This window comes from Microbulbifer sp. CAU 1566, assembly GCF_023156515.1.
GTDB lineage: Bacteria > Pseudomonadota > Gammaproteobacteria > Pseudomonadales > Cellvibrionaceae > Microbulbifer.
Map to the genome: position 1 here is coordinate 394,542 of NZ_JALNMG010000004.1, position 25,964 is coordinate 420,505.

Annotated in this window: 23 protein-coding genes; 18 read left to right on the forward strand and 5 right to left on the reverse strand. The window is 57.6% G+C overall.

All coding sequences use genetic code 11. The annotated features are described in order from the left end of the window. The first annotated feature begins 18 nt into the window (after positions 1-18). The 5 genes from M0G74_RS12530 to M0G74_RS12550 all read left to right on the forward strand — a co-directional run bounded on the left by M0G74_RS12530 (position 19) and on the right by M0G74_RS12550 (position 8,218). On the forward strand, positions 19-996 hold the full coding sequence (locus M0G74_RS12530) for a LysR substrate-binding domain-containing protein (RefSeq protein ID WP_248217481.1): 978 nt from the start codon (positions 19-21) through the stop codon (positions 994-996). Between the two features lie 240 nt (positions 997-1,236). After that, on the forward strand, positions 1,237-2,664 hold the full coding sequence (locus tag M0G74_RS12535; protein WP_248217483.1) for an aldehyde dehydrogenase family protein: 1,428 nt from the start codon (positions 1,237-1,239) through the stop codon (positions 2,662-2,664). Positions 2,665-2,720: 56 nt separating this feature from the next. Then, positions 2,721-4,121, forward strand: a complete 1,401-nt coding sequence (locus M0G74_RS12540) for an APC family permease (RefSeq protein WP_248217485.1) — start codon at positions 2,721-2,723, stop codon at positions 4,119-4,121. A gap of 315 nt (positions 4,122-4,436) precedes the next feature. After that, on the forward strand, positions 4,437-6,764 hold the full coding sequence (locus M0G74_RS12545) for a TonB-dependent receptor (protein WP_248217486.1): 2,328 nt from the start codon (positions 4,437-4,439) through the stop codon (positions 6,762-6,764). Between the two features lie 38 nt (positions 6,765-6,802). Next, complete coding sequence (locus M0G74_RS12550) at positions 6,803-8,218, forward strand: FAD-dependent oxidoreductase (protein ID WP_248217488.1); 1,416 nt, start codon at positions 6,803-6,805, stop codon at positions 8,216-8,218. Positions 8,219-8,354: 136 nt separating this feature from the next. On the opposite strand, the gene M0G74_RS12555 is transcribed toward M0G74_RS12550, so the two are convergent. Next, positions 8,355-9,203, reverse strand: coding sequence for a helix-turn-helix transcriptional regulator (locus M0G74_RS12555; RefSeq protein WP_248217489.1), 849 nt, complete (start codon positions 9,201-9,203; stop codon positions 8,355-8,357). Positions 9,204-9,408: 205 nt separating this feature from the next. Beyond that, on the reverse strand, positions 9,409-9,936 hold the full coding sequence (locus M0G74_RS12560) for a gamma carbonic anhydrase family protein (RefSeq protein ID WP_248217672.1): 528 nt from the start codon (positions 9,934-9,936) through the stop codon (positions 9,409-9,411). Between the two features lie 176 nt (positions 9,937-10,112). On the opposite strand from M0G74_RS12560, the gene M0G74_RS12565 reads away from it, so the two are divergent. Genes M0G74_RS12565 through M0G74_RS12575 form a run of 3 tightly spaced genes read left to right on the forward strand, consistent with a single transcriptional unit; the run spans position 10,113 to position 13,293 of the window. Continuing rightward, positions 10,113-12,161 carry a M3 family metallopeptidase gene (locus tag M0G74_RS12565; RefSeq protein ID WP_248217492.1) on the forward strand — a complete coding sequence of 683 codons (2,049 nt, stop codon included), beginning with the start codon at positions 10,113-10,115 and terminating at the stop codon, positions 12,159-12,161. 34 nt (positions 12,162-12,195) lie between these two features. Beyond that, complete coding sequence (locus M0G74_RS12570; protein WP_248217494.1) at positions 12,196-12,465, forward strand: YheV family putative zinc ribbon protein; 270 nt, start codon at positions 12,196-12,198, stop codon at positions 12,463-12,465. A gap of 21 nt (positions 12,466-12,486) precedes the next feature. Continuing rightward, complete coding sequence (locus M0G74_RS12575; protein ID WP_248217496.1) at positions 12,487-13,293, forward strand: hypothetical protein; 807 nt, start codon at positions 12,487-12,489, stop codon at positions 13,291-13,293. A gap of 30 nt (positions 13,294-13,323) precedes the next feature. Here M0G74_RS12575 and M0G74_RS12580 read toward each other — a convergent pair whose 3' ends face one another. Both M0G74_RS12580 and M0G74_RS12585 read right to left on the reverse strand, forming a co-directional pair. Further along, positions 13,324-13,983, reverse strand: coding sequence for a hypothetical protein (locus M0G74_RS12580; protein ID WP_248217498.1), 660 nt, complete (start codon positions 13,981-13,983; stop codon positions 13,324-13,326). 141 nt (positions 13,984-14,124) lie between these two features. Further along, positions 14,125-15,495 (reverse strand): MATE family efflux transporter, encoded by a 1,371-nt coding sequence (locus tag M0G74_RS12585; RefSeq protein WP_248217501.1) that lies wholly within the window; start codon positions 15,493-15,495, stop codon positions 14,125-14,127. Positions 15,496-15,944: 449 nt separating this feature from the next. Here M0G74_RS12585 and coxB point away from each other — a divergent pair, with 449 nt between their 5' ends. The 4 genes from coxB to M0G74_RS12605 are packed head-to-tail and all read left to right on the forward strand — an operon-like array spanning position 15,945 to position 20,191. Next, positions 15,945-17,126: a cytochrome c oxidase subunit II gene (coxB, locus tag M0G74_RS12590; RefSeq protein WP_248217503.1), complete on the forward strand. Its 1,182-nt coding sequence runs from the start codon at positions 15,945-15,947 to the stop codon at positions 17,124-17,126. Positions 17,127-17,150: 24 nt separating this feature from the next. Further along, complete coding sequence (ctaD, locus tag M0G74_RS12595; protein ID WP_160151825.1) at positions 17,151-18,701, forward strand: cytochrome c oxidase subunit I; 1,551 nt, start codon at positions 17,151-17,153, stop codon at positions 18,699-18,701. A gap of 20 nt (positions 18,702-18,721) precedes the next feature. Further along, positions 18,722-19,294 carry a cytochrome c oxidase assembly protein gene (locus tag M0G74_RS12600; protein WP_248217512.1) on the forward strand — a complete coding sequence of 191 codons (573 nt, stop codon included), beginning with the start codon at positions 18,722-18,724 and terminating at the stop codon, positions 19,292-19,294. Positions 19,295-19,300: 6 nt separating this feature from the next. Continuing rightward, positions 19,301-20,191 (forward strand): cytochrome c oxidase subunit 3, encoded by an 891-nt coding sequence (locus M0G74_RS12605; RefSeq protein WP_160151823.1) that lies wholly within the window; start codon positions 19,301-19,303, stop codon positions 20,189-20,191. Between the two features lie 67 nt (positions 20,192-20,258). Here M0G74_RS12605 and M0G74_RS12610 read toward each other — a convergent pair whose 3' ends face one another. Further along, complete coding sequence (locus M0G74_RS12610) at positions 20,259-20,483, reverse strand: DUF2909 domain-containing protein (RefSeq protein ID WP_248217519.1); 225 nt, start codon at positions 20,481-20,483, stop codon at positions 20,259-20,261. Positions 20,484-20,533: 50 nt separating this feature from the next. Between M0G74_RS12610 and M0G74_RS12615 the strand changes: the two genes are divergently transcribed. The 6 genes from M0G74_RS12615 (at position 20,534) to M0G74_RS12640 (ending at position 25,853) form a co-directional block, all read left to right on the forward strand. After that, complete coding sequence (locus M0G74_RS12615; RefSeq protein WP_248217520.1) at positions 20,534-21,406, forward strand: SURF1 family protein; 873 nt, start codon at positions 20,534-20,536, stop codon at positions 21,404-21,406. Between the two features lie 127 nt (positions 21,407-21,533). After that, positions 21,534-22,202 carry a hypothetical protein gene (locus tag M0G74_RS12620; RefSeq protein WP_248217527.1) on the forward strand — a complete coding sequence of 223 codons (669 nt, stop codon included), beginning with the start codon at positions 21,534-21,536 and terminating at the stop codon, positions 22,200-22,202. Positions 22,203-22,234: 32 nt separating this feature from the next. Next, positions 22,235-23,287, forward strand: a complete 1,053-nt coding sequence (locus tag M0G74_RS12625; RefSeq protein ID WP_248217529.1) for a COX15/CtaA family protein — start codon at positions 22,235-22,237, stop codon at positions 23,285-23,287. Between the two features lie 71 nt (positions 23,288-23,358). Then, entirely contained in the window at positions 23,359-24,276 is a 918-nt protein-coding gene (gene cyoE, locus M0G74_RS12630; protein WP_160151819.1) for a heme o synthase, read from the forward strand. A gap of 14 nt (positions 24,277-24,290) precedes the next feature. After that, the gene (locus M0G74_RS12635; RefSeq protein ID WP_248217531.1) at positions 24,291-24,959 is read left to right on the forward strand and encodes an SCO family protein; all 669 of its coding nucleotides are present in this window, start codon (positions 24,291-24,293) and stop codon (positions 24,957-24,959) included. A 105-nt stretch (positions 24,960-25,064) separates the two neighbouring features. Next, entirely contained in the window at positions 25,065-25,853 is a 789-nt protein-coding gene (locus M0G74_RS12640) for a CPBP family intramembrane glutamic endopeptidase (RefSeq protein WP_248217533.1), read from the forward strand. Positions 25,854-25,964 lie beyond the last annotated feature (111 nt).

Below are 25,964 nucleotides of genomic sequence, written 5' to 3' on the forward strand. Positions count from 1 at the left end.
CGTAGCGAGAATCAAGTTATGGCCGCCGAACTCCGAAATCTGTCCCTGACCTCCCTGCGCAGCTTTTATGCGGTGGGGCGTCATTGCCATCTGCGGCGGGCGGCGGAGGAGCTGCATGTGTCGCACCCGGCGCTCAGCCGCCAGATCCGTGAGCTGGAGGAGCGGTTGGGGACGCCGCTGTTTCTGCGTACCGGCAACCGCCTGTCGCTGACCGCGGCGGGCAAGCGCTTGCACCGGGCGGTGTCCGATGCGTTCGGGCGGTTGGAGCAGGGGTTGCTGACCCTGGACCCGGGCAATCTGTCCGGCGAGGTGGTGATCGCCACCACCGCCACCATTGCCAGCCGCTGGCTGCTGCGGATTCTGGCGGAGGTACAACAGCGCTATCCCGAGATTCGCCTGCGGGTGACCACCATCGAGCCGCGCGCGCGGCACCTGGGCGATGAAGCGGATATCGCCATTTGCCTGGGTGAGCCGGAAGCGCCGGCGCGGCAGGTGACGCCGCTGTATCAGGAACACTATCTGCCGGTGGCGAGTCCGCAGCTGCTGCGCGCGCGGGAGGACCTGAGTCGATCGCTGCGGCCGCTGGACCTGCTGGCGCTGCCGCTGCTGCACGATCGCCAGCAGCAGTGGCGCGGCTGGTTTACCGCCCAGGGGGTGGACTATGCGCCGTCGGTGAATGGCGTGTCCTTGGACTACGCCTATCAGGCCATCGAGGCTGCGCGCCTGGGGATGGGTGTGGCGCTGGCGGATCGGCTGGAGGTGAGTGAAGATCTGAAAAGCGGGCGCCTGGCCACGGTAATCGAGCGCTCCTACACCATCGGCCAGTCCCTGTATCTGGTGAATGATCACAGCGGTGCCATCAACCAGCGCACCCGGCTGGTGCTGGAGCGGGTGTTTCGCTGGCTGGAGAGCCGGGGGGCGTCGCTGGCGCCGGAAGCCAAAACCCTGCAGCAAGAACTCACGGTGGCCGCCGGCGCCGCACCGCAGCAGCCGTAATACTCCACTCCGCGACATCTCAAAGGATCGCTGCCCAGCCATATCACCTGTTCAGGTGATTGGGCCCCGCTTGACCTTCCCGCATACTGAATAATCATTCGAAAAAGTCTAACTATTGCGCAGATTGTCCGTTTGGTAGACGATGCGTGTTCAGAGTGTGCGTGGAATATCGCGCCATGGGTCGCAAGCGTCGTGAGAGCCAGTTCCCGCGGCAAAACTGCAGCAAACAAGTCGAGCAAGATGGAAAACCATAACAAGATCTATATCGATGGCCAGTGGATCGAGTCCACCTCCGGCGACTGGCTGGAAACCATCAATCCTGCAACCGAATCCACGATTACCCGAGTGCCTGCGGGCAGCGTGTCCGATGTGGATCGCGCCGTGCAAGCCGCAGCCCGCGCTTTCGACGCCTGGGCCAATACCCCCGCCAGCGAGCGCCGCGCGCTGCTGTTGCGCGCCGCCGACCTGATGGAAGCCCGCCAGGATGAATTGGTGGCAGCGGTATCCGACAGTCTGGGCTGTCCCCGCCATATCACCGGCTGGCTGCATGTAGAGGGCCCCATCGAGGCCATGCGCCTGTTCGCCGAGCACACCGGGATCACCGAAGAGACCGCCGAACACGGCCACTCCCTGGTGTGGCGCGAAGCGGTGGGCGTGTGTGGTTTTATCAATCCCTGGAATTACCCCCTGCACCAGTTCGTGGGCAAGGTCGGCGCCGCGCTGGCGGCGGGCTGCACCATGGTGGTCAAACCGTCCGAGCAGACGCCGTTGCAGGATTACCTGATGGCGGAAATTTTCCACGGGGCGGGCCTGCCGGCAGGCGTGTTCAACCTGGTGCCCGGTCGCGGCCCGGTCGTTGGCCAGGCGCTGTGTGAACACCCGCTGGTGGACATGCTGTCGTTCACCGGTTCGACCCGCGCCGGTATCGAAATTGCAAAGGCCTGTGCGCCGACGGTAAAACGCGTGACCCAGGAGCTGGGTGGCAAGTCCCCCTACATCATCACCGCCGACAGCGACTTCACCGCGGCGGTCCGTTACGGCGTGGACGACGTGATGATCAACAGCGGACAGACCTGCACTGCGCTCACCCGCATGCTGGTACCCCAGAGCCGCTACGACGAAGCGCTGGAAATTATTCGCGCGCGCGTGGCCGAGATCGAAGTGGGCATGGACGAAAATGCGTTTATGGGCCCGCTGTCGTCCCTGCGCCAGTGGCAGCAGGTGCAGGACTATATCCAGATTGGTCTCGAAGAGGGGGCAACCCTGCTGTGTGGTGGCGCGGGCAAACCGGAAGGGCTGGAGAAAGGCTTCTATGCGCGGCCGACGGTATTTGCCCATGTAAACAACGATATGCGTATCGCCCGCGAGGAAATTTTCGGCCCGGTACTGTGTGTGATCGCCTACGGCGATCTGGAGCAGGCGGTGACGATCGCCAACGATACTCCTTACGGTCTGTCGTCCGGTGTTTACGCCAAGGATCACAAGGGCGCGCTGGCCATCGCACGGCGCATTCGCGCCGGCCTGTGTTTCGTCAACGGTGGCGAGTTCAACTATCAAGCGCCGTTTGGTGGTTACAAGCAGAGCGGCAACGGCCGCGAATTTTCCCACCACGGGGTGGAAGAATTTACCGAAATCAAATCTGCGCAACTGGGTGTGCCCGCGGAGTAATCCGCGGCGCGCCGGCTGAAACTGACAAATAAAATAATCACCGCGGGAGAAGCTCCGTGACAGAAGTAGCCGTCAAAAAGAATCTCGGTAAACGGGACATGATCCTGTTTACCGTCTCCGCCATCCTGCTGGTGGATACCCTCGCAGCCACCGCCGCCATCGGTACCTCGAGTATTTTCTGGTGGCTGTTCCTGGGCCTGTTTTTCTTTGTACCTTTTGCCCTGGTGTCTGCGGAACTCGGCTGCGCCTATCCGGAAAAAGGTGGCATCTACGCCTGGGTGCGCGATGCCTTCGGCGGGCGCTGGGCGTCGCGCATCAGCTGGAGCTACTGGGTCAACGTGGCGATCTGGATGCCGGCGATTTTTATCCTGTTTGCCGGTGTGGCAAAACAGTTGTTCTGGCCGGACATGGGTGTCGCCGCGCAGATTGGTCTCGGTATCGCGCTGACCTGGATCGCGGTAATTGCTAACGTGGTCACCCTCAGTGTGGGCAAGTGGGTGCCCAATATCGGTGCCATCTTCAAGATCATAATCTTTACCGCAATTATCGCCGGTGCGGTGGTTTACGCCGGTGAAAACGGTCTCGCCAATCCGATCACCTTTGACAGCATCAAGCCGAACCTGGGCGACAGCCTGCAGTACATCCCCGCGATCATCTACGGCATGCTCGGTTTCGAGCTGATCAGCTCGAGCAGTGAGGAAATGCGCAATCCGCAGAGGGATGTGCCCCGTTCAATTCTGGTGTCCGGTGCCATCATTCTCGCGCTGTACACCCTCGGCACCACCGCCATTCTCGCGGCCATCCCAGCCGGCGAAATTGATCTGGTCGAGGGGCTGGTAGACACCCTGCGTCTGTTCTTCGCGCAGCTGCCCTATGGCAATGCGTTGGTCATGGCGCTGGGAATTGCCGCGCTCTATACCTTCTTTTCCAACGGTGTTACCTGGGCCATCGGCGGCAACCGCGCTGCGGCAGAAGCGGCGGAAGAGGGCGAGTTGCCGAAAGCGTTTGCAATCAAAAGCCGTAGTCGCAATACGCCGGTGGGTGCCGCGGTACTCATGGGCGCAATGAGTACGCTGATCCTGGTGCTGTACGGTTTTCTGGTGAACTCCAACGAAGACCTGTTCTGGTCGCTGTTCGCCTTCAGCGGGGTGATATTCCTGCTGCCTTATGTAGGGATGTTTCTGGCATTTCTGAAGATGCGCCGTGTTGACGGTGCCCGTGCGCGCCCTTTCCGCGTGCCTGGTGGCGAAAGCTTTGTGCGTGTGCTGACCTATTTCTGCGTGGCGATACTCGCCGGCAGTATTTTCCTGTTTATTTACACCCCGGGTGAGGGCGTGCAGTGGCCGGTGCTGATCGGTTCCATCGTTACTCTGTTGCTGGGTGAGCTGGCGATCCTGTGGGCTGAAAAACAAAACGGTAAGGGCGGGAATGAAACCTCCAATGCATTGCCCGTTTAAATAACGAAACGCTCGGCGAAGGTGCCGATGCCGGGTATCCCTTTGTGAGACCGTCTGCGGCCAGGACGGCCGCAGCCGAGCCCCCAGGGATGGGTTTACGGCGTGTCTCACAAAGGGATACCCGGTAGCGGTACCGCCTCGATATTTGTAAGTGCCTCCAATTTTTTCTACCCGCTTTCTGCGGGTTTTCGTGTTTCCACAAAACCCGAACAAAAACTCGGTTTCCTCACCCGTTGGGGTGATACCTGAATTTTGATTCGGTTTTTATAGTCTCCCTCACGATAAGACAGATAACAGAGCCTCAGGGAGATCGACATGGAATCAATGGGCAGTGCCAGCCGGCGCTTTAGCAAAAACTCACTCGCGGTTGCCGTCACCGGCGTCTTGCTGTCTGCAGTGGGTGTGTCCCCAATCGCCTTCGCCAACCAGATTGAAGAAGTATCGGTTACCGCGCAGAAGCGCGAACAGTCGGTGAACGACATCGGCGTGTCCGCCAATGCCTTCAGCGGCGAAATGATGCAGAACCTGGGCATCGACAGTGCCGTCGACCTGGGCGCGCACACGCCTGGTCTGGTCACCGTCAACAGCACCTCTGGCGGCACTCCGGTATTCGCCATCCGCGGTATCGGCCTCGACGATTTCAGCCCCAACAACAGCAGCGGCGTCGGCATTTACACCGACGAAGTGTTTGCCAGCAACCCGTCTTTTCTCGGCGGCCAGCTGTTCGATATCGAGCGGGTGGAAGTGTTAAAAGGTCCCCAGGGCACCCTCTACGGCAAGAACACCACCGGCGGTGCGATCAATTTCATCAGCGCCAAGCCCACCAGCGAAATTGAAGCGTTTGTGGATGCGGGTATCGGTAACTTCGGCGCCCGGGAAATGACCGGCGTGGTCAGCGGTGAGATCAGTGGCGAAGTACTGGGACGCCTGAGCCTGAATATGTCCAAGGCCGACGGCTGGCAGGAAGATCCGCAGACCGGGCGCGAGTTCGGCGGCGTGGACCGTTCCGCGGGCCGCGGCCAGGTCTCTTTCCCGTTCGCGGATAACGGCGAGGCGCTGGTGAAGGTGTACTTCAGCTCCGACAAGTCCACCCCGGTTTCACCGCAGGTCAGCGGACTCGGTGACGCCTTTGGCGATCCCTCGTTTGATGTGCTCAACAGCAGCAACGATGCGTCCATCGTCAATGTGGGTGACCTGAAAGTGGCGCGCGATGAGTCCGGTCACGGTGCCTCCCTCAACCTGAGTTACGGCTTCGAGACCTTTGATGTCATCTCCATCAGTGCGATCGACGCTTACGACCGCAAGGTAGTGGATAACTACGGCGGCTCCTCTGCGGCGATTCTCGACCTGTATCAGGACAACGAGATCAGCCAGTGGTCACAGGAATTCCGCGTTGTCAGCAACGGCGACGGCGCGACCAACTGGGTGGCCGGAGTGAACATTTCCGAAGACACCGTGAACGTGCGCGATGTGTTCGACGATTCCTTCTTCGTCACCGATTCCGTAGCCAGCACCTTTGTGCTGGACCCGGCGGATGTTTCCGTGCAGGGCTGGGACCTGCTTAGCGCGGAATACGAGCAGGTAACCCAATCCTGGGGTGCTTACCTGCACACCGAAACCGCACTGGGTGATGCATTCAACCTGATCGCCGGTATTCGTTACAGCGCGGACGACCGCAGCTTTGATGGCATCTCCACCAACCACGACGATGTGTACTCGTTCATTGACACCATCGCCGAACTGAACGACAGCAGCAGTGAAAGCGCGGTGACCGGCAAGCTGGGTCTCGACTGGCAGCTGCACGACGACCTGCTGCTCTATGCCAACGTGTCCAACAGCTACAAGGCCGGTGCCTACTACGGCGCGGCGATTCTCGACGATGCCAGCTGGGCCTATGTGGAGCCGGAAAAAGTTCTGTCCTATGAGATGGGCTTTAAGGCCACTCTGTTCGATGCCTCGCTGCAGTTGAACGGTGCCCTGTTCAGCCTCGACTACACCGATCGCCAGTCCCTGGTGACCATCATCGTCGATGACTTCAGTAACTACCTGGAATTCCCGGTGGCGGACACCACCCTGGTCAACGTGCCCGAATCCACAACCAACGGCTTCGAGCTGGACCTGCACTGGCTGCCCACCGACAACCTGACCGTGATGGCCGGTGTCGCCTACCTGGATAGCGAAGTGACCAAAGCGCCGAGCACTGCAGACATGCGCGGCATTGCCGCCGACCCTTCGGTGAATGACAACGCCGACGGTGTAAACCAGCTGTTCGTGGATGCCCTGGCCGCACCGCTGCCCGCCGGCGCCTCCCTGTCGCAGGCACCTGAATGGAGCTACAACAGCCTGGTGGCTTACGACCTGCCGCTCGCCGAATACAACCTGCGCTTACAGACCAGCTACACCTACAGCGATGAAATGACCGCGCAGCTGGCGGATGAAAACGCGCTGTCCGGACCGGTGCATTCCTGGGATGCGGAAGCCTCGCTGAGCGATGCCGACGAGCGCTGGGAAATCAGCGGCTGGATAAAAAACATTGAGGACAGCAGCGCGGAGACCTATGCCTTCTCCAGCTTTGCTGGCCGTTCTTACTATCGCCAGGCGCCGACCACCTTCGGGGTATCGGTTCGCTACAACATTTTCTAAATCCGCGCCGGCGATAACGCGATGATGAAGAGGTAATTATGTGTGACCCACAGACCAGGGCTGACGCCCTGGACGCACTACAAAAAACGACCTTCTTTCCCTACTGGCTGGATGCGCCGCAGCGCCCGGGTGACGAGCCCGCGCTGCAGCGTCCCCTGGAATGCGACCTGCTGATTGTCGGCGGTGGCTTTACCGGTCTCTGGGCCGCGGTCCAGGCCAAGGAAGCCAATCCCGAGCGCGATGTTGTGCTGATTGAAGCCAACAGCATCGCCATCGGCGCCTCCGGACGTCCGGCGGCGATCCTGTCCACTTCGGTGATGCACGGGCTGGCCAATGCGCAGCGTCTGTTTCCCGAAGACATGGATACCCTGGAGCAATTGGGTAAGGAAAACCTGGACGGCTTCCGCGAAACGATCGAGCGCTACGGTATCGAGTGCGACCTGGAGTGGGGTGGTGAACTCACCGTTGCTGTCGGTGACGAGGGTATCGAGGATATCGAAAAGGAATACGAGCTGTACCGCCACTATGGCCACGATGCACACCTATTGGACAAAGACGCTGTCCAGCAGGAAGTGAAGTCGCCGTTGTTCAATGGCGGCCTCTGGTCGAAACAACGCAGCGGCACCGTGCACCCAGCGAAACTCGCCTGGGGCCTGAAAAAAGTGGCAATGGAACTGGGTGTACAGATTTACGAAAACACGCCCATGCTCAGCAACGCGAAAAACAGAAAGGGCGTGTTGGTAAAAACACCGAAAGGCCGTGTGCAGGCGAACAAAGTGTTGCTCGCGACCAATGCGTTTGCCTCCGGCAATAAAAAAATTCGCAATCGCGTTGCGGCGATCCGCGACCGCATTGTGGTGACTGAACCACTGAGCGAAGAGCAGCTGGCAAGCATCGGCTGGAAAAATCGCCAGGGTATTTACGATACCCGCACCCAGCTGAATTACATGCGCCTGACCGCGGACAATCGCATCCTGTTCGGTGGTCGCCTGGACTACTTTTTCGGCAACAATACCGACCCGGAAGACGATAAGGCACCGGAACCTTATGTGCGTCTGGTGGATAATTTTTACCGCACCTTTCCGTCACTGCGCGGCATTCAGTTCAGTCACGCCTGGAGTGGCCCGATTGCACTGACCACGCGTATGGCGGTGCACTACCAGCACTATCACGGCGGCAAAATGCTGTATGCCGGTGGCTATTCCGGATTCGGTGTGACTGCGACACGTTTCGGCGCGCGGGTTGGCCTTGCAATCCTGGACGATAAAAAAGTCCCGGAACGGTCACTGAATTTTGCCTGCTCGCAGCCGGCGTATATTCCGCCGGAACCTTTTCGGTGGGTCGGTGCAAAGATCACCATGTATGCGCTGGATACCCTGGACGAAAAACGCGGTTGGCGCATTCCCTGGGTACGTATGGTGGAGAAGATGGGTTTCCCCATCACCCAGAAATAGTTTAGTTCTTGTTGTTTGATTTCCGTGTTGTGGAATCTTGCCCGCGCTGTCACTGCAACGTCTACCTCGTAGGAGTCGTTATTTAGAAGTGACTTTTTAGAAGTGACTTTTTAGAAGTGGCTATGCGCGGGCTTTTTTATTTTTCGAGGCTGGTCAATGGATCGGGATCGCTTCCCGAATGGTGGCGCAGGGCGCTGATAAACAGGTAGAACAACTCGGACTGGGAAGTGACGTCGAGTTTGGAGTAAATATGCTTGCGGTGGGTTTTGATGGTGTCCACGCTGGCATCGAGCTTTTCCGCCATGGACTTGATCGAGTGTCCACGCATGGTCATATGCAGTACTTCACATTCCCGATTGGTCAGAAGTGAGCTGCCGAAATTTTCCAGTGCGCTTTCAAGGCGTTTGCCAAACGATTCACTCTGGCTTTCGCTGCGGCTGTGATTGCGTATCCACTTGCGCAGAATATTTTCCACCAGCGGTAACAGTGAGCGAAGCAGCGCAATTTCGTTCGCGGAAAAGCGACCATTGCCGAGATCGGAAGCGCGTCCGATGGACAGGCTGGCAATAATTCCTTCTTTGCCGCGCATCAGGTAGCAGGCCTCATCACCCAGGTTGGCTTCGCGATAATAGCGGCGGAAGTACTCGGTCTGGCCAAACGCATCCGGCGCTACTTCGCGCAGCAAAAAGAAACCTTCCTTCTTATCATCCATCGCCGCGCGATAGAAAGGGTCGAACAGATAAGCCCCCTCCACATATCGATCCACCTGAATACTGTGTTGCTCATTGGCCAGCAGACGATGGTGGGTAACCTCCGGGGCAGCATCGGCGGGGTAGAGAATCGCCATACTGCTGTTTCCCTGCACCAAAAGTTCGGCGCCGCGCAGTAATTCGTAGATACGCTGTGAATCTGTCTCGCAATCTAGCAGATTGGCAACACACTGATGCCAGTGGGTCAGGTCGGGATTAGTGCCTGTGGTTTTCATCGATAATATGCAGTGTGTTCGTGCTCTGAATGCACAGATTTCCAGAAATGATTTCCATCGCTTTTTTCGGAAAAAACGGTTTTGAAAACAGGTTGGAAATTTTAACAAATAAGCCCGCAGTAAAGGACGTTAAAGCGGGCCATTCGATGAAGTGATTGCGCGGTGTTTTGGTGCGCCATTTGAGTATTCTCTGCCTACTGCTGCTCTAGCCGTTTGCCAGGTATTCGTTCTTGAGCTTCACGTAATTTCCCGCGGTGTAGGTAAAGAATCGCTTCTCTTTTTCCGACAGCGGGCGCGCCTTTTTCGCCGGCGACCCCACGTACAGGAAGCCACTTTCCAGGCGCTTGCCCGGCGGCACCAGGGCGCCGGCGGCGAGTACCACTTCATCCTCGATCACGGCGCCATCCAGTACGATGGCGCCAATACCGATCAATACGCGGCTGCCTACGGTGCAGCCGTGCAGGCAGGCCTTGTGTCCGATGGTGACGTCTTCACCGATGGTCAGCGGCCAGCCGCCCTCGTTAAAGTCGCTGGCGTGAGTGATATGTAGTACCGAGCCATCCTGCACACTGGTACGGGCGCCGATACGTACCCGGTGCATATCGCCGCGGATGACCGTCATCGGCCACACCGAGCAGTCGTCGCCTAGTTCTACATCGCCGATAACGGTACTTTGCGGGTCGATAAATACCCGCTCACCAAGTTTCGGGCTGTGGCCCCGGTGTTCGCGCAGGGTGTGCTCGGGGTGGGTGTTCTCGGGTTGGCTGTTCTGGGGTAAGTCGGATTTGGACAAGGCTGACCTCCGCTTGGGCAATCCACTAAAATAGATCGCGATAGTTTAACCCGTCTGTGCCAGCGGCGTGGAAATCCCGGCCGCCCAGTGACACCGAACTGTGACAAGGAACTCCGATGTCTGACACCTCCTCCAGCAACCCGCTTCTGAGTGCACCGCTGCTGCCCCCATTTGACACCATCAAGCCGGAGCACGCCGAGCCGGCCATTGATGAACTGGTCGCCAATTGTCGCGAACAGCTGAGAAAGGCACTGGAAGAGGCCGGTGATAGCCCGACCTGGGAAACCACCCTGGCGCCCCTGGAAGAGGCTCAGGATCAGTTGAGCAAGGCGTTTTCACCGGTCTCGCACCTGAACAGTGTGTTGAGCGGCGAATGGCGTACGCCCTATGAGGCCAGCCTGGCCAAGGTGACCGAGTACTGGACCGAAGTCGGGCAGGACCCGGGGTTGTATCGGGTGCTTCGCGCCTTGGCCAAGTCGCCGGACTTCGCCGCTTGGCCTCAGCCGCGCAGGCAGGCGGTGCGTCACGGGTTGCGGGATATGCATCTGGGTGGCGTCAGCCTGGAAGGCGAAAAGCGCGAACGCTATGCCGCCATCAGCAAGCGCCTGGCAGAGCTGAAAAGCCAGTTCGCCAACCATGTGCTGGACGCCACCAATGCCTGGACCCTGAACATCACCGACGACGCCGAGCTGGCTGGTGTTCCCGAAACCGCTGTGGCGGCCGCCAAAGCCGCCGCCGAAGCCAAGGGTCTGGAAGGCTGGTTGCTGACCCTGGATGGCCCCTGCTTCCTGGCGGTGATGACTTACGCGGAAAGCCGTACCTTGCGGCATAAAATGCACTTTGCGTTTATCACCCGCGCGTCGGACGTGGGCCCCAATGCGGGCGAGTTCGATAACGCCAATGTGATGGCGGAGATCCTCGCCCTGCGGGCTGAGCAGGCGCATTTACTGGGCATGAAGAATTACGCCGAACGCTCGCTGGCGAGCAAGATGGCGGAAGATCCGGAGCAGGTTGAGAAGTTTCTGCGGGACCTGGCCAAGCGCGCCCGCCCGGCGGCGGTCAAGGAGTTCGCGGAGCTGGAGGCCTTTGCCGCCGACGAACTGGGGCTCGACAAGCTGCAGTCCTGGGACGTGGCCTGGGCAGCGGAGAAACTCAAGCAGTCTCGCTACGCGGTAAGCCAGGAGGAATTGCGTCCTTATTTCCCTTACCCGAAAGTGCTCGCCGGTTTGTTTGCGGTGGCGGAAAAACTGTTCGGGGTGACGGCAGAGGTGGATACGTCGGTGTCGACCTATCACCCGGATGTCCACTTTTACTGGCTCAAGCGCGGGGGTGAGCCGATTGCCGGTTTCTATCTCGACCCCTATGCGCGCGAGAAAAAGCGCGGTGGCGCCTGGATGGACGACGCCCGGGTGCGCCGCCAGACCATGGCCGGGTTGCAGCTGCCGGTCGCCTACCTGGTGTGTAACTTTTCATCACCATCAAAAGACGCACCGGCGCTGCTGACCCATTACGAGGTCACCACTCTGTTCCATGAATTCGGCCACGGTCTGCATCATATGCTCACCCAGGTGGATGTGGCGGCGGTGTCTGGCATCAACGGCGTTGCCTGGGATGCGGTAGAACTGCCCAGCCAGTTTCTGGAGAATTGGTGTTGGGAGCCGGAGGCGCTGGCGATGATCGCCGGACACTATCAAACCGGAGAGCCACTACCCCGGGAATTATTGGATAAAATGCTGGCGGCCAAAAATTTTCAGTCCGCCATGTTTACGGTGCGCCAGCTGGAATTTGCCCTGTTTGACTTCCTGCTGCACTCGCGCCCGGAGGGCGCCAATGCCGAAGAAATCCAGCGTCTGGTCAATGATGTGCGCGAAAAGGTATCGGTGGTGCCGGTTTCTCCGGATAATCGCTTCCAGAACAGTTTCAGCCATATTTTTGCCGGCGGCTATGCTGCGGGATATTACAGCTACAAATGGGCGGAAGTGCTTTCGGCCGATGCGTTTTCGCTGTTTGAGGAAACCGGCATTTTCGATCCCGCGACCGGGCAGAAATTTTTACAGACAATCCTCGAGCAGGGTGGCAGTCGTGAGGCCCACGAGTTATTCGCAGAATTTCGCGGGCGCGACCCACAGATAGACGCGCTGTTGCGTCATTCTGGCATCGAATAATCGAGACATGAGCGGGTTTAAAAAGAGGTAACCCATGAGCGAAGAATTTGAAAAACCCGTAAAGCGCCGGTTTATCGCCGGCGCAGTGTGTCCCCGCTGCAGCGAGATGGACAAGATCGTCAATTACACGCTGGGCGATAAAAACTATCGCGAATGTGTGGCCTGTGGCTTCAAGGATGAGATACGGTTGCAGGCCTCTCCGCGGGAACTGGATACCCGCGTGAATCAGACCGCAGACAGGGAAGTGGAAGAAACCGCAGTAAAAATACTGCAGCCGCCATCAGCGCCGGCCGATAAAAAATAATCCACCTAACGACGGCTTCCCTTGAAAAAATTGTATCCCTTGGTCGCACTGGCGATCGTTCTGGCCATCGCCGGTCTCTATGGCCTGGAGCACTTCCAGAAGTTGCGCGAGCGGCAGCAGGCGCAGACCGCGCACCTGATCACCCGCTGTGTGAACCAGGGACTTTTGTCGCTATTTACGCTGCAAAGTACCGACTGGAGCAAGGGCGGCGGGCAGCTGAAGACGGAAGAGGAGCGGTTGAAGCAGCGAGTGGCCGCACTGCCAGAAGCAGTATTGGAAGGCAAACCCTTTGCAGACTGGCAGGGAGCCCTGGAGGTGTGTGAGCGCCTGACGGTAAACAGCAACCGCCAGCACAAAACCATTTTCCGTCCGTTGACGGAAATGGCGAATAAAGATATCTGGAATCTCGAGACTGCCAAAAGCGAGCAGTTTCAGGAGCGCCGCAAAAGGGCCATTTATCGCACCAAGATTGCGGCCGAGGCAGCGGACCGCTATCTGGATGATCTGCAGGCGGATGTGGATCGACTGCTTACCGTCAGTGGCCTCTCAGAAGAAGCCCGTGCGCTGACGGCCCAGCAATTACAGGTTTCCATTTTTGACGAATACCATAAGGGACGTTTTTCCAAGCGGCGCGTGCTGCAATACCTCGATCGCCAGGAAGCCTTTTACCAACTGCTGACCGACAATCCCAAAGGCTTCACCCTGCGCGGTGGCAGTCTGTATTTTTACAATAAAGATTTGCACCGGCAGGCGGATGACCTGAATCGCGCACTGTTTCAGGGTGAGGTCGATTTCTTCGCCAACTGGCGACAGCTAGTTCAACAGTAGCGCAGCAATAATGCGTTGCGCGCCGAATCGTTAGTGGGACAGGTCAGCCTGCCGGTTCAGTGCCGGCATGCGCAGTTCTATCTGCATATGGTTGGCAAAATCCGGCCATTCTCCCGGCGCGTCATCGTAGCGCTGCTTGTACAGGATCATGGATACCAGTCGCCCCGGGTCCATTTCCGCGGGCTCAAAACGGCGCATCAGTAAATCGCTAAGGTCGTCTAGCTGGCAGGCCAGCGTTTCTCCCAGCAGCTCCCGCACCACCAGATTGGCCACCATCGGGTCCATCGGCAGTAGCGGTGTGCCGCAGATCGGCTGCAGCACGTCGTTGATTTCCTCCATGGTGCGGTGGGCCAGGTAGGCTTCATCGAGAATCGAGCCCAGGCCGTGCTCGTGCGGTTGACGCTCGGGTATTTCACTGAAGCTGTGCAGTATCAGTTCCCGCACCGGGTGGAAGTCGAGGCCGCCGGCATCGCATAGCCGATCGAGCCGCTGCAACCAAGCGGGGATGACCTGGATATAGCGGATCACAAAACAGGTGATGTGCAGTGGAGCATCCCGCTGCGGCAGCTGGATACTGCGATGGAGATTGGGCAGGGTGTCGTGCAGGGAGCGTCGAAAGCGGCTGCGCGCCTGCTCCGCGGCAATCGCACGATCAATGCATTCCTGGATCAGTTGGTAATGGTCAGACATACATCAAAACGAAAACGGCGAAACCGCCTCCCCGTTTCTTTGTCTGCGGACCCCCCGTTTAAACCCGGTAACCGGGCTGGTATCCAGAAGTGCGGACAAGACTACTTAACGTTGGAAGAGGACTCGTTACCGTAGCTCCAATTACAGCCAATATTTGTTCTTAGTGTAGTTGTAAAAGTAGACCATCAATCCGGCAGAGCGTGCGACAAACCACAAAAAAAGGCTGAACCAGATGCCAGTATTGCCATATTGGCGGCTGAACCACCAGCAGGGTAAAAACACCATCACAGTGGCAATGAACATGGTGTCACGCATCTGGCGGCTCTTGCCTGCGCCGATAAATACCCCGTCCAGCTGGTAACTCCAAACCGCCACCAGGGGCAGGGCGCACAGCCAGGGGTAATATTCCCCAATCGTCGCCAACACCGCGGGAATATTGGTAAATAGCGGCAATATCCAATTCTTCCCCAGCAGCAGTATTACGGTAATCAGCAGGGCCGAGCCCAGTGCCCAGACACCCGCGGCGGTAGTGGTACGGGTGAACTGGGCCATGGAACCGCGTCCGACGGCGCGGCCCACCAGGGACTCGGTGGCGTGGGCAAAGCCGTCCAGCGCGTAGGAAGTCATCATCAGCAACTGCAGCAAAATGGCATTGGCGGCCAGTACGGTATCGCCCTGGGCAGCACCCTGAGCAGTGAAAAAAGTCAGGGTAAACAGCAGCAGGCAGGTGCGGATAAACAGGTCGCGGTTGATCCGCAGCAGTTCCATCCAGGGCGCGGCCCGCTGCCATGGCCAGAAGTCTTTTGCGGTCAGTACCGCCAGCATCTCGCGCCGGGTTTCCCGGTGTCGCAGCCCCAGCAATTTCCAGCCCAGCACAAAACTGCACAGGTCAGCGGATACCGAGGCCCAGGCGGCACCCCGAGCACCCATACCCAGGCCAAGGATCAAAATCAGGTCGAGCAGAATATTCAGCAGATTGGCACTTACCAGGATCGCCAGGGGGGCGCGGCTGTCCTGGCGGCCGATAAAAAATCCCAGCAGGGCGAAGTTGGCCAGGGCCAGGGGCGCACTCAGTAGGCGAATTTGCAGATAGTCGCGAGCGTGGGGCGCGGACTCAGCGCTGGCATTCATCCACTGCACAATGGCTGGCAGTAGCGGTGACGCCAGCAACAGCAGCAGTAACCCCAGGGCTAGTGCAAGGCCCAGTGCCCGCAACAGCCACTTGGCCCCGGTTCCGGCCGCTCTTGCCACTAGTCCGGTGGTACCCATACGCAGAAAACCAAAGGCCCACAGCAGCATCGAAATGACACTGGCGCCAATGGCAACGCCGGAAAGATATTCCGGTGTGGGTAAATGCCCGAGCACGGCGGTGTCCAATGCGCCGAGCAGCGGCACAGTAATGTTGCTCAAAATCATCGGCCAGGCGAGGTGCCATACCCGTAAATAGGGGGCGGCGAAGCGGCGTGAAAGCGCCGCCGAAGCCAAGCCGGAAGGTGCCCGTGAATCTTTCATGTAAGTTGGCGGTTCAATTGACTTTTTGTTGGCAATGTGTTCCTTTTGACCTTGCAGTAGATGCGACAAAAAGACACAGGTTGTTGGTTGTACCTTCCGGACGACGACATTCTGAAGTAAATAAGCTTTTAGCGAAAAATAACAAGTTGCACTGACAGCAGTACGCGCAGTTGTGGCCTCCCTCGGCCTGCGCGCAGTGTATGTAGTCTTGGTTTACTACAGCATGTCCACATTGATGTGTGGATTTTTCTCCGGCCTCCAGGTCGGGGCTATCTCCAGTTATCCGCAAACAGCCAACCGCTGTTACAGGGTTTTGCTATTTTGTAGGTTGCAGCGCCGCGACCGTGTACAACTTTGTGTGTACACCCTTGGGTATTTACGCAAGGCCGCAGTGTTGTGACCGCAGGAAAGCGGCTCGCGAGAATAACAAACATGGAGATCTGCAGGCGATGTTGATGGGCTTAAAACGGCTGTTCGCCTTACTGACCCTCACGATTCTTGCCCCCGGTGCCCTCGCTCAGGAAGCGGCACAGGCGGTGGAGAAAGTGGAACCGGCAAGTGCGCAGGAAGTAGAGCGCTGGGGGGTCAACATGACCCAGGGGGTAACTGAAGTTTCCCGTACCACTTACGATCTGCACATGCTGATTTTCTGGATCTGCGTGGCAATCGGTGTGGTGGTGTTCGGGGTGATGTTCTACAGCATGTGGCGTCACCGCAAGAGCAAGGGCTATCAGGCCTCACAGTTCCACGAAAGCACCCTGGTGGAATTGGCCTGGACCATAGTGCCCACCCTGATCCTCATCGGCATGGCGGTCCCCGCCACCAAAACCCTCTACGATATCTACGACACCAAGGAAGCCGATCTCGACATCATGATCACCGGCTACCAGTGGAAGTGGAAATACGACTACCTGGGTTCCGATGTCTCCTTCTTCTCCAATCTTTCTACCCCGCAATCGCAAATTCAAAACCAGCAACCGAAAAGTGAACACTACCTGCTGGAAGTGGACGAGCCACTGGTCGTGCCGGTGAATAAAAAAATCCGCTTCCTGATCACTGCCAACGATGTGATCCACGCTTGGTGGGTCCCTGACCTGGCGGTGAAGAAGGATGCGATCCCCGGCTTTGTCAACGAATCCTGGACCCGTATCGACGAGCCCGGTATTTACCGTGGCCAGTGCGCCGAGCTGTGCGGCAAGGATCACGGCTTTATGCCGATTGTGGTCAAGGCTGTGCCGGAAGATGAATATCACTCCTGGCTGAATGGGCGCGCCGCCGATGCCGCTCGCATCAAAGAGCTGACCAATAAAACCTTCACTTTCGACGAGCTCTACGCGCGTGGTGAAAAGGTTTACAACAGTACCTGTGTTGCTTGTCATCAGTCGAAAGGGCAGGGGGTGCCTGGCGCCTTCCCGGCCATTGCCGGATCCCAAATTGCCACGGGCCCAATGGATGGCCACATGAGCATGGTGGTGAATGGCTCGCCGAAAAACCCCGCGATGCAGGCCTTCGGCGCACAGCTGAGCGAGGTGGATATCGCCGCGGTCATCACTTATCAGCGCAGTGCCTTCGGCAACAATATGGGTGACACCGTACAGCCCATCGACATTCTCAATTTCAAGAATAAGTAAGCAGGAGCCGAGAGGAGTTTAGATATGGCACACGGTCCGAAACCCGGTTTTACCCGCTGGCTCTACACCACTAACCACAAAGACATCGGCTCGATGTACCTGTGGTTCAGTTTTGCGATGTTCCTGCTTGGCGGTTGTATGGCGCTGGTAATTCGCGCTGAACTTTTCCAGCCCGGTCTGCAGATAGTGCAGCCGGAATTCTTCAACCAGATGACCACCATGCACGGATTGATCATGGTGTTTGGTGCGGTGATGCCCGCGTTTGTTGGGCTTGCTAACTGGATGGTGCCGATGATGATCGGTGCCCCGGATATGGCGCTGCCGCGCATGAACAACTGGAGCTTCTGGATTCTGCCGTTCGCCTTCGCGATGCTGGCATCCACCCTGTTCATGGAAGGTGGAGCGCCTAATTTCGGTTGGACCTTCTATGCTCCGCTGTCCACCGAGTACGCGCCACCGAGCGTGACCTTCTTTATTTTTGCCATCCATATCATGGGTGCGTCATCCATCATGGGGGCGATCAATATTGTCGCCACCATCCTGAACATGCGCGCACCTGGCATGACCCTGATGAAGATGCCGCTTTTCGTCTGGACCTGGTTGATTACCGCCTACCTGTTGATCGCGGTAATGCCGGTGCTCGCGGGCGTGGTGACCATGATGTTGATGGATATCCACTTCGGTACCAGCTTCTTCAGCGCTGCTGGTGGTGGTGACCCGGTACTGTTCCAGCATGTGTTCTGGTTCTTCGGCCACCCCGAGGTGTACATCATGATCCTGCCGGCGTTCGGTATTGTGTCGGCGATCATCCCCACCTTCGCGCGTAAGCCGCTGTTCGGTTACAGCTCCATGGTGTATGCCACCGCGTCCATTGCCTTCCTCAGCTTTATTGTATGGGCGCACCACATGTTCACTGTGGGTATGCCCATTGCTGGTGAGCTGTTCTTCATGTACGCCACCATGCTGATCGCGGTCCCCACCGGGGTGAAGGTGTTCAACTGGGTGACCACCATGTTCCGGGGCTCGATGACGTTTGAGACCCCGATGTTGTTCTCCATCGCCTTCGTGATCCTGTTTACCCTGGGGGGCTTCTCCGGCCTGATGCTGGCTATCGCCCCAGCGGACTTCCAGTATCACGATACCTACTTTGTGGTGGCGCACTTCCACTATGTGCTGGTGCCCGGTGCCATCTTCTCGATCACCGCCGGTGTCTATTACTGGCTGCCCAAGTGGACGGGGAATATGTACAACGAGACCATGGGCAAGGTGCACTTCTGGATGGCGTTTGTCGGCCTGAACGTGACTTTCTTCCCGATGCACTTTGTTGGTCTCGCCGGTATGCCCCGGCGTATTCCGGATTACGCACTGCAGTTTGCCGACTTCAACCAGATTGCCAGTGTGGGCGCCTTCCTGTTCGGCGCGGCACAGATCGTGTTCCTGTTTAACGTGATTCGCACGGTTCGGGGTGGCAAAAAAGCCACCGATGAAGTTTGGGAAAATCCGGAAGGGCTGGAGTGGAGCGTGCCTTCTCCCGCGCCTTATCATACCTTCAGCACACCGCCGGTTGTGCGCTGAATTCAGGGCAGGGCAAAGCGATGTCTCTGAGCGCAAACGCAAAAACCACGGCCAAGCTGCTGACCCTCGCGGTCAGCATGCTCGGCTTTGCGTTGTTCATCATGCCTCCGCTATACGATGCCTTCTGCGAGATTACCGGTCTTAACGGAAAAACCGGTAGCCGCTATGAAGCGGTACCCGCGGCGGTGGATACCGAGCGCACGGTGAAAGTGCAGTTTGTTGCCAGCAACAACGAAAATATGCCGTGGGAATTCAAGCCCGGCACGGTGGAAATCCGTGTACACCCGGGGGAGGCGGTGGATACCGTTTTCCATGCGCGAAACCCCACCGACCGCGACATGATCGGCCAGGCGATTCCCAGCCTGGTGCCGTTCAAGGCCGCCAACTATTTCCATAAAACCGAGTGTTTCTGCTTCAACCAGCAGGCACTCGCCGCCGGTGAAACGGCTGAACTGGGTCTGCGTTTTATCGTCGACCCGGACCTGCCCGTCGGCGTCAACACCATTACGCTTTCCTACACGCTGTTTGATGTCACGGAAAGAATTGCCAAACAAGCGAACAACAAAAATACCGACTCCGAGCGAGAGGGATAGAAAACTATGGCCACCGAAAGCAGCTACTATGTTCCCGAGCAGTCCCGGCTGCCTATCTTCGCCACCATCGGCATATTCCTGACGGCCTTCGGTGCCGCCACCTGGGTCAATGGCGGCAGCTCCTATATTTTCTTTGCCGGCGCCCTGTCCATGGCCACTGTGTTGTGGTTCTGGTTTGCGGAAGTCATCAAGGAAAATATGCAGGGTCTCAATAGCGATCAGCTCAAGCGCTCCTACGTCTGGGGTATGGGCTGGTTTATTTTTTCCGAAGTGATGTTCTTCGCGGCATTCTTTGGCGCGCTGTATTACATTCGCACTTTCGCGCTGCCGTGGCTCGGTGGTGAAGGGGATCGCGGTAGCTCCAATATGCTGTGGAGCGGCTTCGAGAATACCTGGCCGTTGATGGTGACCCCCGAGCAGGCGGTTAGTGGCGAAGCCGCAAAAGTGGTGGGACCGAAAGGGATTATTGACCCCTGGCACTTACCGCTACTCAATACGGTTCTCCTGCTTGCTTCCAGTGTGACGGTGCATATTGCCCATGTGTTCCTGAAAAAAGGCAAGCGACAGGCATTCAATCTGTGGCTGGGCGCAACTGTTGCCCTGGGTGTGGCCTTCCTGTTTTTCCAGGTGGAAGAATATTTTGAAGCCTACCAGCACCTTGGGCTGACGCTCGAATCCGGGATTTATGGGACCACTTTCTTCATGCTCACCGGCTTCCACGGCGCACACGTGACGCTGGGCACTATCATGCTGTTGATCATGCTGCTGCGTTCCGTGATCGCACATCATTTCAAGCCGGACGATCACTTCGGGTTTGAAGCGGCCAGCTGGTACTGGCACTTTGTGGATGTGGTCTGGGTGGGCCTGTTTATCTTTGTCTACGTACTTGGTGCCTAATAGAAAGCAAAAGCGCACTACCAAAGAGAAGATGGGTGCGATTGCACCCATCTTAAAAAGTTCGCTTTTAGTATTTATTGGCCCAGGGCGCGGTATTGGAAAGGATGCCGCTGTGAAATCCATACCAGATGGTCAGCAGTAACAGCGCCGCAAGGGAAATACGGATACCGAGTGCATAAAGGGTGCGTTTGGATTCCGGTGCGCCCATATCCCGCAACAGAAAAACCAGGGCACTGGTCAGGCTGGCCAGCACGGCGAGAAACAAAACCACAATTATTGTTTTTAGCCACATAATTTATCGCCACTATTTAGCAGTAAACAGAAGTAGAAGTAGTTATTGGCATGACAGTTCCGAAATCGTCGCTCAAATCCAGCGACAAAGAATTGCGCTCCGGGGCGGAAAGAGACTCCACGGAACTGGAGGAACAGTCGCAAGCCGCCAGTGTAACACTGATCAGCAGCTGGCCACTCAGCATCCTGTGTTTGTGTTTTTTCCCGCTATTACTGGGTCTTGGCGTTTGGCAGCTTGAACGCGCTGCAGAGAAGGCCAGAATCCTCAACGATATCGACGAGCGGCTCGCATCCCAGCCGCAGCCAATCCAGTCACTGCAAAAATTGCAGCAATACACACCGGTTAGGCTGCTTGGTGTTTATACCGATCACTATTTTTATCTGGACAACCGCACGCGCAATGGTCGTGTGGGCTATGAGGTCCTGCAGAGCTTTGTCACCGGACAGGGTGAACAGGAGAAAACGCACTGGCTCATCAACCGCGGCTGGTTGCCGGCGGGAAGTGACCGGACTCAGCTACCGGAAGTGCCTTATCCACTGGCGGCGAAAGTGATTACCGGTTTCCTCTACCCGAGTGTCGATAGCAGCACTGATTCCAACCTCAGTTCCAACTCCAACTCCGGTTCAAATGGCACGGTGTCTATGGCACCCAGTCACAGCCGCGTGCAATCCCTGCAGGTAGCGGTCAGCGGAAGTCCCGAGTTGACGCAACCGGCCTGGCATATTCGTATCAGCGCTGATTCGGATACGGCGTTTACCACCGGTTGGCAGCTGGTGAATATCAAGCCACAAAAACATTGGGGTTATGCGGTACAGTGGTTTTCCATGGCGGCGGCGCTGCTGATTCTCTGGGTGCTGGCGGCGACCAATATCCGGATACTGGTTCGCGAAAAGTGGTTTAAAAAAGCCGCAATCAATAGATAATCCTACTTATAAATATAAGAAGTCATATCGAACACGAGTCATAACAATAACGAGCGCGGTGCGGGGAGCAGGCCCCAGGTCGGCCCGGAAAGGGCTGGCATCACGGCGCGATAGCGAGGTGACAGCAATGGCAGAAAATTTCCAGACCCCGAACGAACAAGCGAGCGAGGGCACGGATACCCGGCTTTCCACCGATAGGCAAACCCGAAAGCGCGATCTCGGTCGCTGGGCCGGCCTCGGTGTATTTGTCGCGGTGGCCTTTCCCATCGTTGCGGCCTATATCGTGTTTTACACCGGCGTCGGTATGCCGATGGACACGGTGAACCAGGGCGAGTTGCTGGTGCCCGCACACAATGTTGCGGACATCTCACTGCGCAGCGATGACGGCGCAACGGTTGCCATTACGTCGGAAGAGCCGAAATGGCGTTACCTGATTATTGGCGGCGAACAGTGTGCTGGCGAGTGTGAAAAGCTGCTCTATACCACGCGCCAGGTGCATATCCGCCTGGGCGACAAGGCACACCGGGTAGAGCGTCTGCTGGTCACCGGCGACGCGCTCAGCCCCGAGCGCCACAAGGACTTGGCCAGCCAACACCCCAAGCTGCGCTTCACCACCGCGGACCAGCAGCAGATTGACCAGTGGCTGGCAGACAGTGATCACGCCGCGCTCAAGCGCCCGAGTGCGCTGCTGGTGGATCAGAAGGGGTTCGCGATGATGGTCTACGACAACCGCTATACCGGCAACCAGTTACTCAAAGACATCAAACGACTGCTGAAGTACTCCTACGAAAAGTAATCCCAGACGTAACAGGAAAGGGGAGAGAGCGAATGGACGTGGAATCGGATATCACCGAACTGCGCAAAAATTACAAAAAAGACTGGCGCTTCCGCCTGGCGCTGATCGGCACCGGGTTGGCGCTAGTGGTGGTTGTGCTGGGTGCGTTCACTCGCCTGTCGCATGCCGGTCTCGGCTGTCCGGACTGGCCCGGTTGTTACGGTCACCTGCTGTGGCCCAATGAAGGTCACGAAATTGCCGCGGCCAACCAGGCGTTTCCCGATACTCCGGTAGAAACCGACAAGACCTGGCCGGAAATGGTGCATCGCTACTTCGCCGGCATGCTGTTATTGCTGGTGGCGGGACTGACCTATATGTTCTGGCGCCGCCGCGGTCACCGCGGTTTTTTCCAGAGCCATATTCTGCTGGGACTGATCATTCTGCAGGCTGCTTTCGGTATGTGGACGGTGACCCTGAAGCTCTGGCCGCAAGTGGTTACCTTACACCTGCTGGGTGGTATGGCGACCCTGTCGGTACTGTGGATGCTGGCGGAGCGGCTGCGCTATCGCAAACGCCTGATACCACCCCACGAATTTACCGCGCTGCAAAAAATCCGACCCCTGGCGGTGGCCGCCATCGTTGTGGTCAGTCTGCAAATCGCCCTCGGCGGATGGACCAGCTCCAACTATGCCGCGTTGGCCTGCCCGGACTTTCCCACCTGCCACAACCAGTGGTGGCCCAGTGCCGATTTCTCACAGGGGTTTAATGTCTCCCAGCAAATCGGGCCCAATTACCTGGGCGGTGCCCTGGAAAGTGACGCGCGCACCGCGATTCACCTGACCCATCGCATCGGCGCCATCCTTGTCACCCTGCTCGTCAGCCTACTCGCATTCCTCGCCTGGCGTGCCGGTTCACCGCGCTGGGCGCAGGGTTTGATGGCGGTCCTTTGCTTGCAAGTGGGGCTGGGAATTGCGAACGTAGTGATGTTCCTGCCACTGCCGGTTGCGGTGGCACACAATGCCGGTGCGGCGCTGTTGTTATTGAGCCTGCTGACCTTCTGCTACCGGATTAATACGGTGCAGCCGGCAATAGGGAGAACACCCTAGGATACCGTCGAAATATATTAAATGGCCGCAGGGAATCTGGCCGCAAATAATAAATAACCGAGGTGGTGACCATGAGTACTCAGGCAATACAGGCGAAGAGTGTCCAGAGAGCCGGCTGGCGCGATTATTACGAGCTCACCAAACCGCGGGTGGTGATGCTGATGATCCTCACCTCGGTGATCGGCATGCTGCTGGCGGTGCCGGGCATGGTACCGCTGGATATTCTGATTCTCGGTAACCTCGGTATCGCGCTGTGCGCCGGCGGCGCGGCGGCGGTCAATCACCTGGTGGATCGCCATGTGGATATCAAAATGGCGCGTACCACCAATCGCCCGGTGGCGCGCGGCCGGGTCGAACCGCAAAAAGCCCTGCTATTTGCTTTGGCGCTCGGCTGCAGTGGCATGGCGATCCTGCTCGCATTCGTCAATGCATTGACCGCCTGGCTCACGCTCTTCTCCCTGCTCGGCTATGCCGTGGTTTACACCATGTTCCTGAAACGGGCGACGCCGCAGAATATTGTGATCGGCGGTCTCGCCGGCGCTGCGCCTCCACTGTTGGGATGGGTTGCGGTAACCGGTGATATTCACGGCCACGGCCTGTTACTGGCACTGATCATTTTTGCCTGGACGCCGCCGCACTTCTGGGCGCTGGCGGTGCATCGCCGCGACGATTATGCCAAAGCGGAAATTCCCATGCTGCCGATTACCCACGGGGTCCAATACACCAAAATCCATATTCTGCTGTACACCTTTATCCTGCTCGCGGTTAGCCTGCTGCCATTCGCCACTGCCATGCTGGGTTGGCTCTATCTGCTGGGTGCCGTCGTGCTGGGGCTGGGATTCCTTTACTGGGCGGTAGAAATGCTGCGGGATAAAAACCCCAAAGCGGGTATGGAAACCTTCAAGTATTCCATCATCTATCTGATGGCGCTTTTCTGCATCATGTTGCTGGATCACTACCTGGTGGCACTGCCGCCGGTGGCGGGTTAATCGGGAGCTGGGCCATGAGCGCGAATGTCCAACATACACCCGCGCAAAAGCGCGGAATTTATCTGAGCATTGCCGTTATGGTGTTGTTCATGATCGCGGTACTCGCGGGCTTTCTGCACAAAATGGGGCAGCCGCGGGTAATTACCGACGCCGAGCTGCAACTGAATGGCGCTATCAAACTGGAGCGGCCGCGCATTCTGGATGAATTTGAATTACTCGCAGATACCGGTGAGGTGTTCAAAACCAGCGCGTTGGAAGGGCGCTGGACCCTGGTATTTTTTGGTTTCACCCACTGCCCGGACGTCTGCCCGACCACCCTGGCGACCCTGAACAACTTCTACCAGACCTTGGATGAGGCGACCCGAAAAGACACCGATATCCTGCTGGTATCAGTAGACCCACAGCGGGACCAGCCACAGCAGCTGCACGACTATGTGCGCTATTTCAATCCGGAGTTTCACGGGGTGACTGGGGAATTCCTGAGCCTGAAGCGTTTCGCCAACCAGCTGAACGTACCTTTTAACAAGGTGCCGCTGGAAGATGGCAACTACACCGTGGATCACGGTTCTCAAGTAGTGCTCATCAATCCGCGCGGACACTACCACGGGTTTTTCAAGGCACCGCTCGACCCTGCCAAAATGAAACTGACCTATCGCTCCATGCGTACCACTTACAACGGTTAACTTGTTGTACGCCTGACCGGTACCCGGTCACTGAAATCTTTTCTGCTTGGCGCTATGATGGCGCCAAGCAACTCCCCCCGCTCGCAAAACGAAAATGGATTTTCTATGTTTTCACTCAACGTACAGCGGGGTGCGCCGGTGATTGCCGCCGATGCGCCCCTCGAAGGCAAAACCCTCTGGCTTCCTGCTGCATTTCTGTGCCTGCTGGCCATTCCCTTTGGCTGGATCGGTGTCTTTGCGCCGGCCATCTGGTTGGGACTGTTGGCGATGGACACCGCGGTCGGCTGGAAGAAGGTTGCCAGCTATGTGATTACCGCACTGTTAATGGTCATCGTCACCAGCGGCGCCATTCCCGGCAACGACCATATTTTATTAATGGAACCGTACCTGCAGGGCGGCAGCGAAATTTATCCCAGCTTCCGCCCGGCCAAGGCTGTCATTGCCCTGACCCTGGTGCTGTTTATGCTGGTGCGTCCACAGCCCTGTAAGCGCAGTGACTTCCCTCTGATGGCAATCGCCATTGTTACGCCGATAATCGTTGGTGCGTTTTTTCTCGATTTCCAGCCCAAACTTACCGCCGCTATCGCCCTTGCCGCATTGCTGAACCTGGTGGTGGTGTGTATCGCCGAAGAGGGATTTTTCCGCTGGGTATTGCAGCGCGGACTGGGCCAGTGGCTACACCGCTGGCCCTGGATCCCCACCATTCTGGTAACACTGCTGTTTATCCAGATGCACACCGGCTGGGCGGTATCCATCACCATGCTGGCACTGGTTGGATTGGCGGGCCTGGGCTACGCCCTGATCTGGCAACTGCGCGGCAGCTTCTGGGCCTGTGTGTTTACCCACTGGGGGGTAAATCTGTTGCATATGACTCTGCTGAAATATCCCGGTTGATAGCTAGAAGTCATCTATTGAACTTACTGCCTAATTTTTTGCGACGACGATAAATTGTATGGATTTTGCCGCAGTGCTGGATTACTGCTGGCGATAGGAACTATGTAGGAA

What these genes read in the sequence shown, in the direction of transcription:
- M0G74_RS12610 (WP_248217519.1), bottom strand. Translation starts at nt 20,483, where the DNA reads ATGTGGCTAAAAACAATAATTGTGGTTTTGTTTCTCGCCGTGCTGGCC.
- M0G74_RS12555 (WP_248217489.1), bottom strand. Translation starts at nt 9,203, where the DNA reads ATGAAAACCACAGGCACTAATCCCGACCTGACCCACTGGCATCAGTGT.
- M0G74_RS12565 (WP_248217492.1), top strand. Translation starts at nt 10,113, where the DNA reads ATGTCTGACACCTCCTCCAGCAACCCGCTTCTGAGTGCACCGCTGCTG.
- M0G74_RS12550 (WP_248217488.1), top strand. Translation starts at nt 6,803, where the DNA reads ATGTGTGACCCACAGACCAGGGCTGACGCCCTGGACGCACTACAAAAA.
- M0G74_RS12620 (WP_248217527.1), top strand. Translation starts at nt 21,534, where the DNA reads ATGGCAGAAAATTTCCAGACCCCGAACGAACAAGCGAGCGAGGGCACG.
- coxB (WP_248217503.1), top strand. Translation starts at nt 15,945, where the DNA reads ATGTTGATGGGCTTAAAACGGCTGTTCGCCTTACTGACCCTCACGATT.
- M0G74_RS12585 (WP_248217501.1), bottom strand. Translation starts at nt 15,495, where the DNA reads ATGAAAGATTCACGGGCACCTTCCGGCTTGGCTTCGGCGGCGCTTTCA.
- M0G74_RS12600 (WP_248217512.1), top strand. Translation starts at nt 18,722, where the DNA reads ATGTCTCTGAGCGCAAACGCAAAAACCACGGCCAAGCTGCTGACCCTC.
- ctaD (WP_160151825.1), top strand. Translation starts at nt 17,151, where the DNA reads ATGGCACACGGTCCGAAACCCGGTTTTACCCGCTGGCTCTACACCACT.
- cyoE (WP_160151819.1), top strand. Translation starts at nt 23,359, where the DNA reads ATGAGTACTCAGGCAATACAGGCGAAGAGTGTCCAGAGAGCCGGCTGG.
- M0G74_RS12580 (WP_248217498.1), bottom strand. Translation starts at nt 13,983, where the DNA reads ATGTCTGACCATTACCAACTGATCCAGGAATGCATTGATCGTGCGATT.
- M0G74_RS12640 (WP_248217533.1), top strand. Translation starts at nt 25,065, where the DNA reads ATGTTTTCACTCAACGTACAGCGGGGTGCGCCGGTGATTGCCGCCGAT.
- M0G74_RS12570 (WP_248217494.1), top strand. Translation starts at nt 12,196, where the DNA reads ATGAGCGAAGAATTTGAAAAACCCGTAAAGCGCCGGTTTATCGCCGGC.
- M0G74_RS12545 (WP_248217486.1), top strand. Translation starts at nt 4,437, where the DNA reads ATGGAATCAATGGGCAGTGCCAGCCGGCGCTTTAGCAAAAACTCACTC.
- M0G74_RS12530 (WP_248217481.1), top strand. Translation starts at nt 19, where the DNA reads ATGGCCGCCGAACTCCGAAATCTGTCCCTGACCTCCCTGCGCAGCTTT.
- M0G74_RS12535 (WP_248217483.1), top strand. Translation starts at nt 1,237, where the DNA reads ATGGAAAACCATAACAAGATCTATATCGATGGCCAGTGGATCGAGTCC.
- M0G74_RS12625 (WP_248217529.1), top strand. Translation starts at nt 22,235, where the DNA reads ATGGACGTGGAATCGGATATCACCGAACTGCGCAAAAATTACAAAAAA.
- M0G74_RS12635 (WP_248217531.1), top strand. Translation starts at nt 24,291, where the DNA reads ATGAGCGCGAATGTCCAACATACACCCGCGCAAAAGCGCGGAATTTAT.
- M0G74_RS12605 (WP_160151823.1), top strand. Translation starts at nt 19,301, where the DNA reads ATGGCCACCGAAAGCAGCTACTATGTTCCCGAGCAGTCCCGGCTGCCT.
- M0G74_RS12615 (WP_248217520.1), top strand. Translation starts at nt 20,534, where the DNA reads ATGACAGTTCCGAAATCGTCGCTCAAATCCAGCGACAAAGAATTGCGC.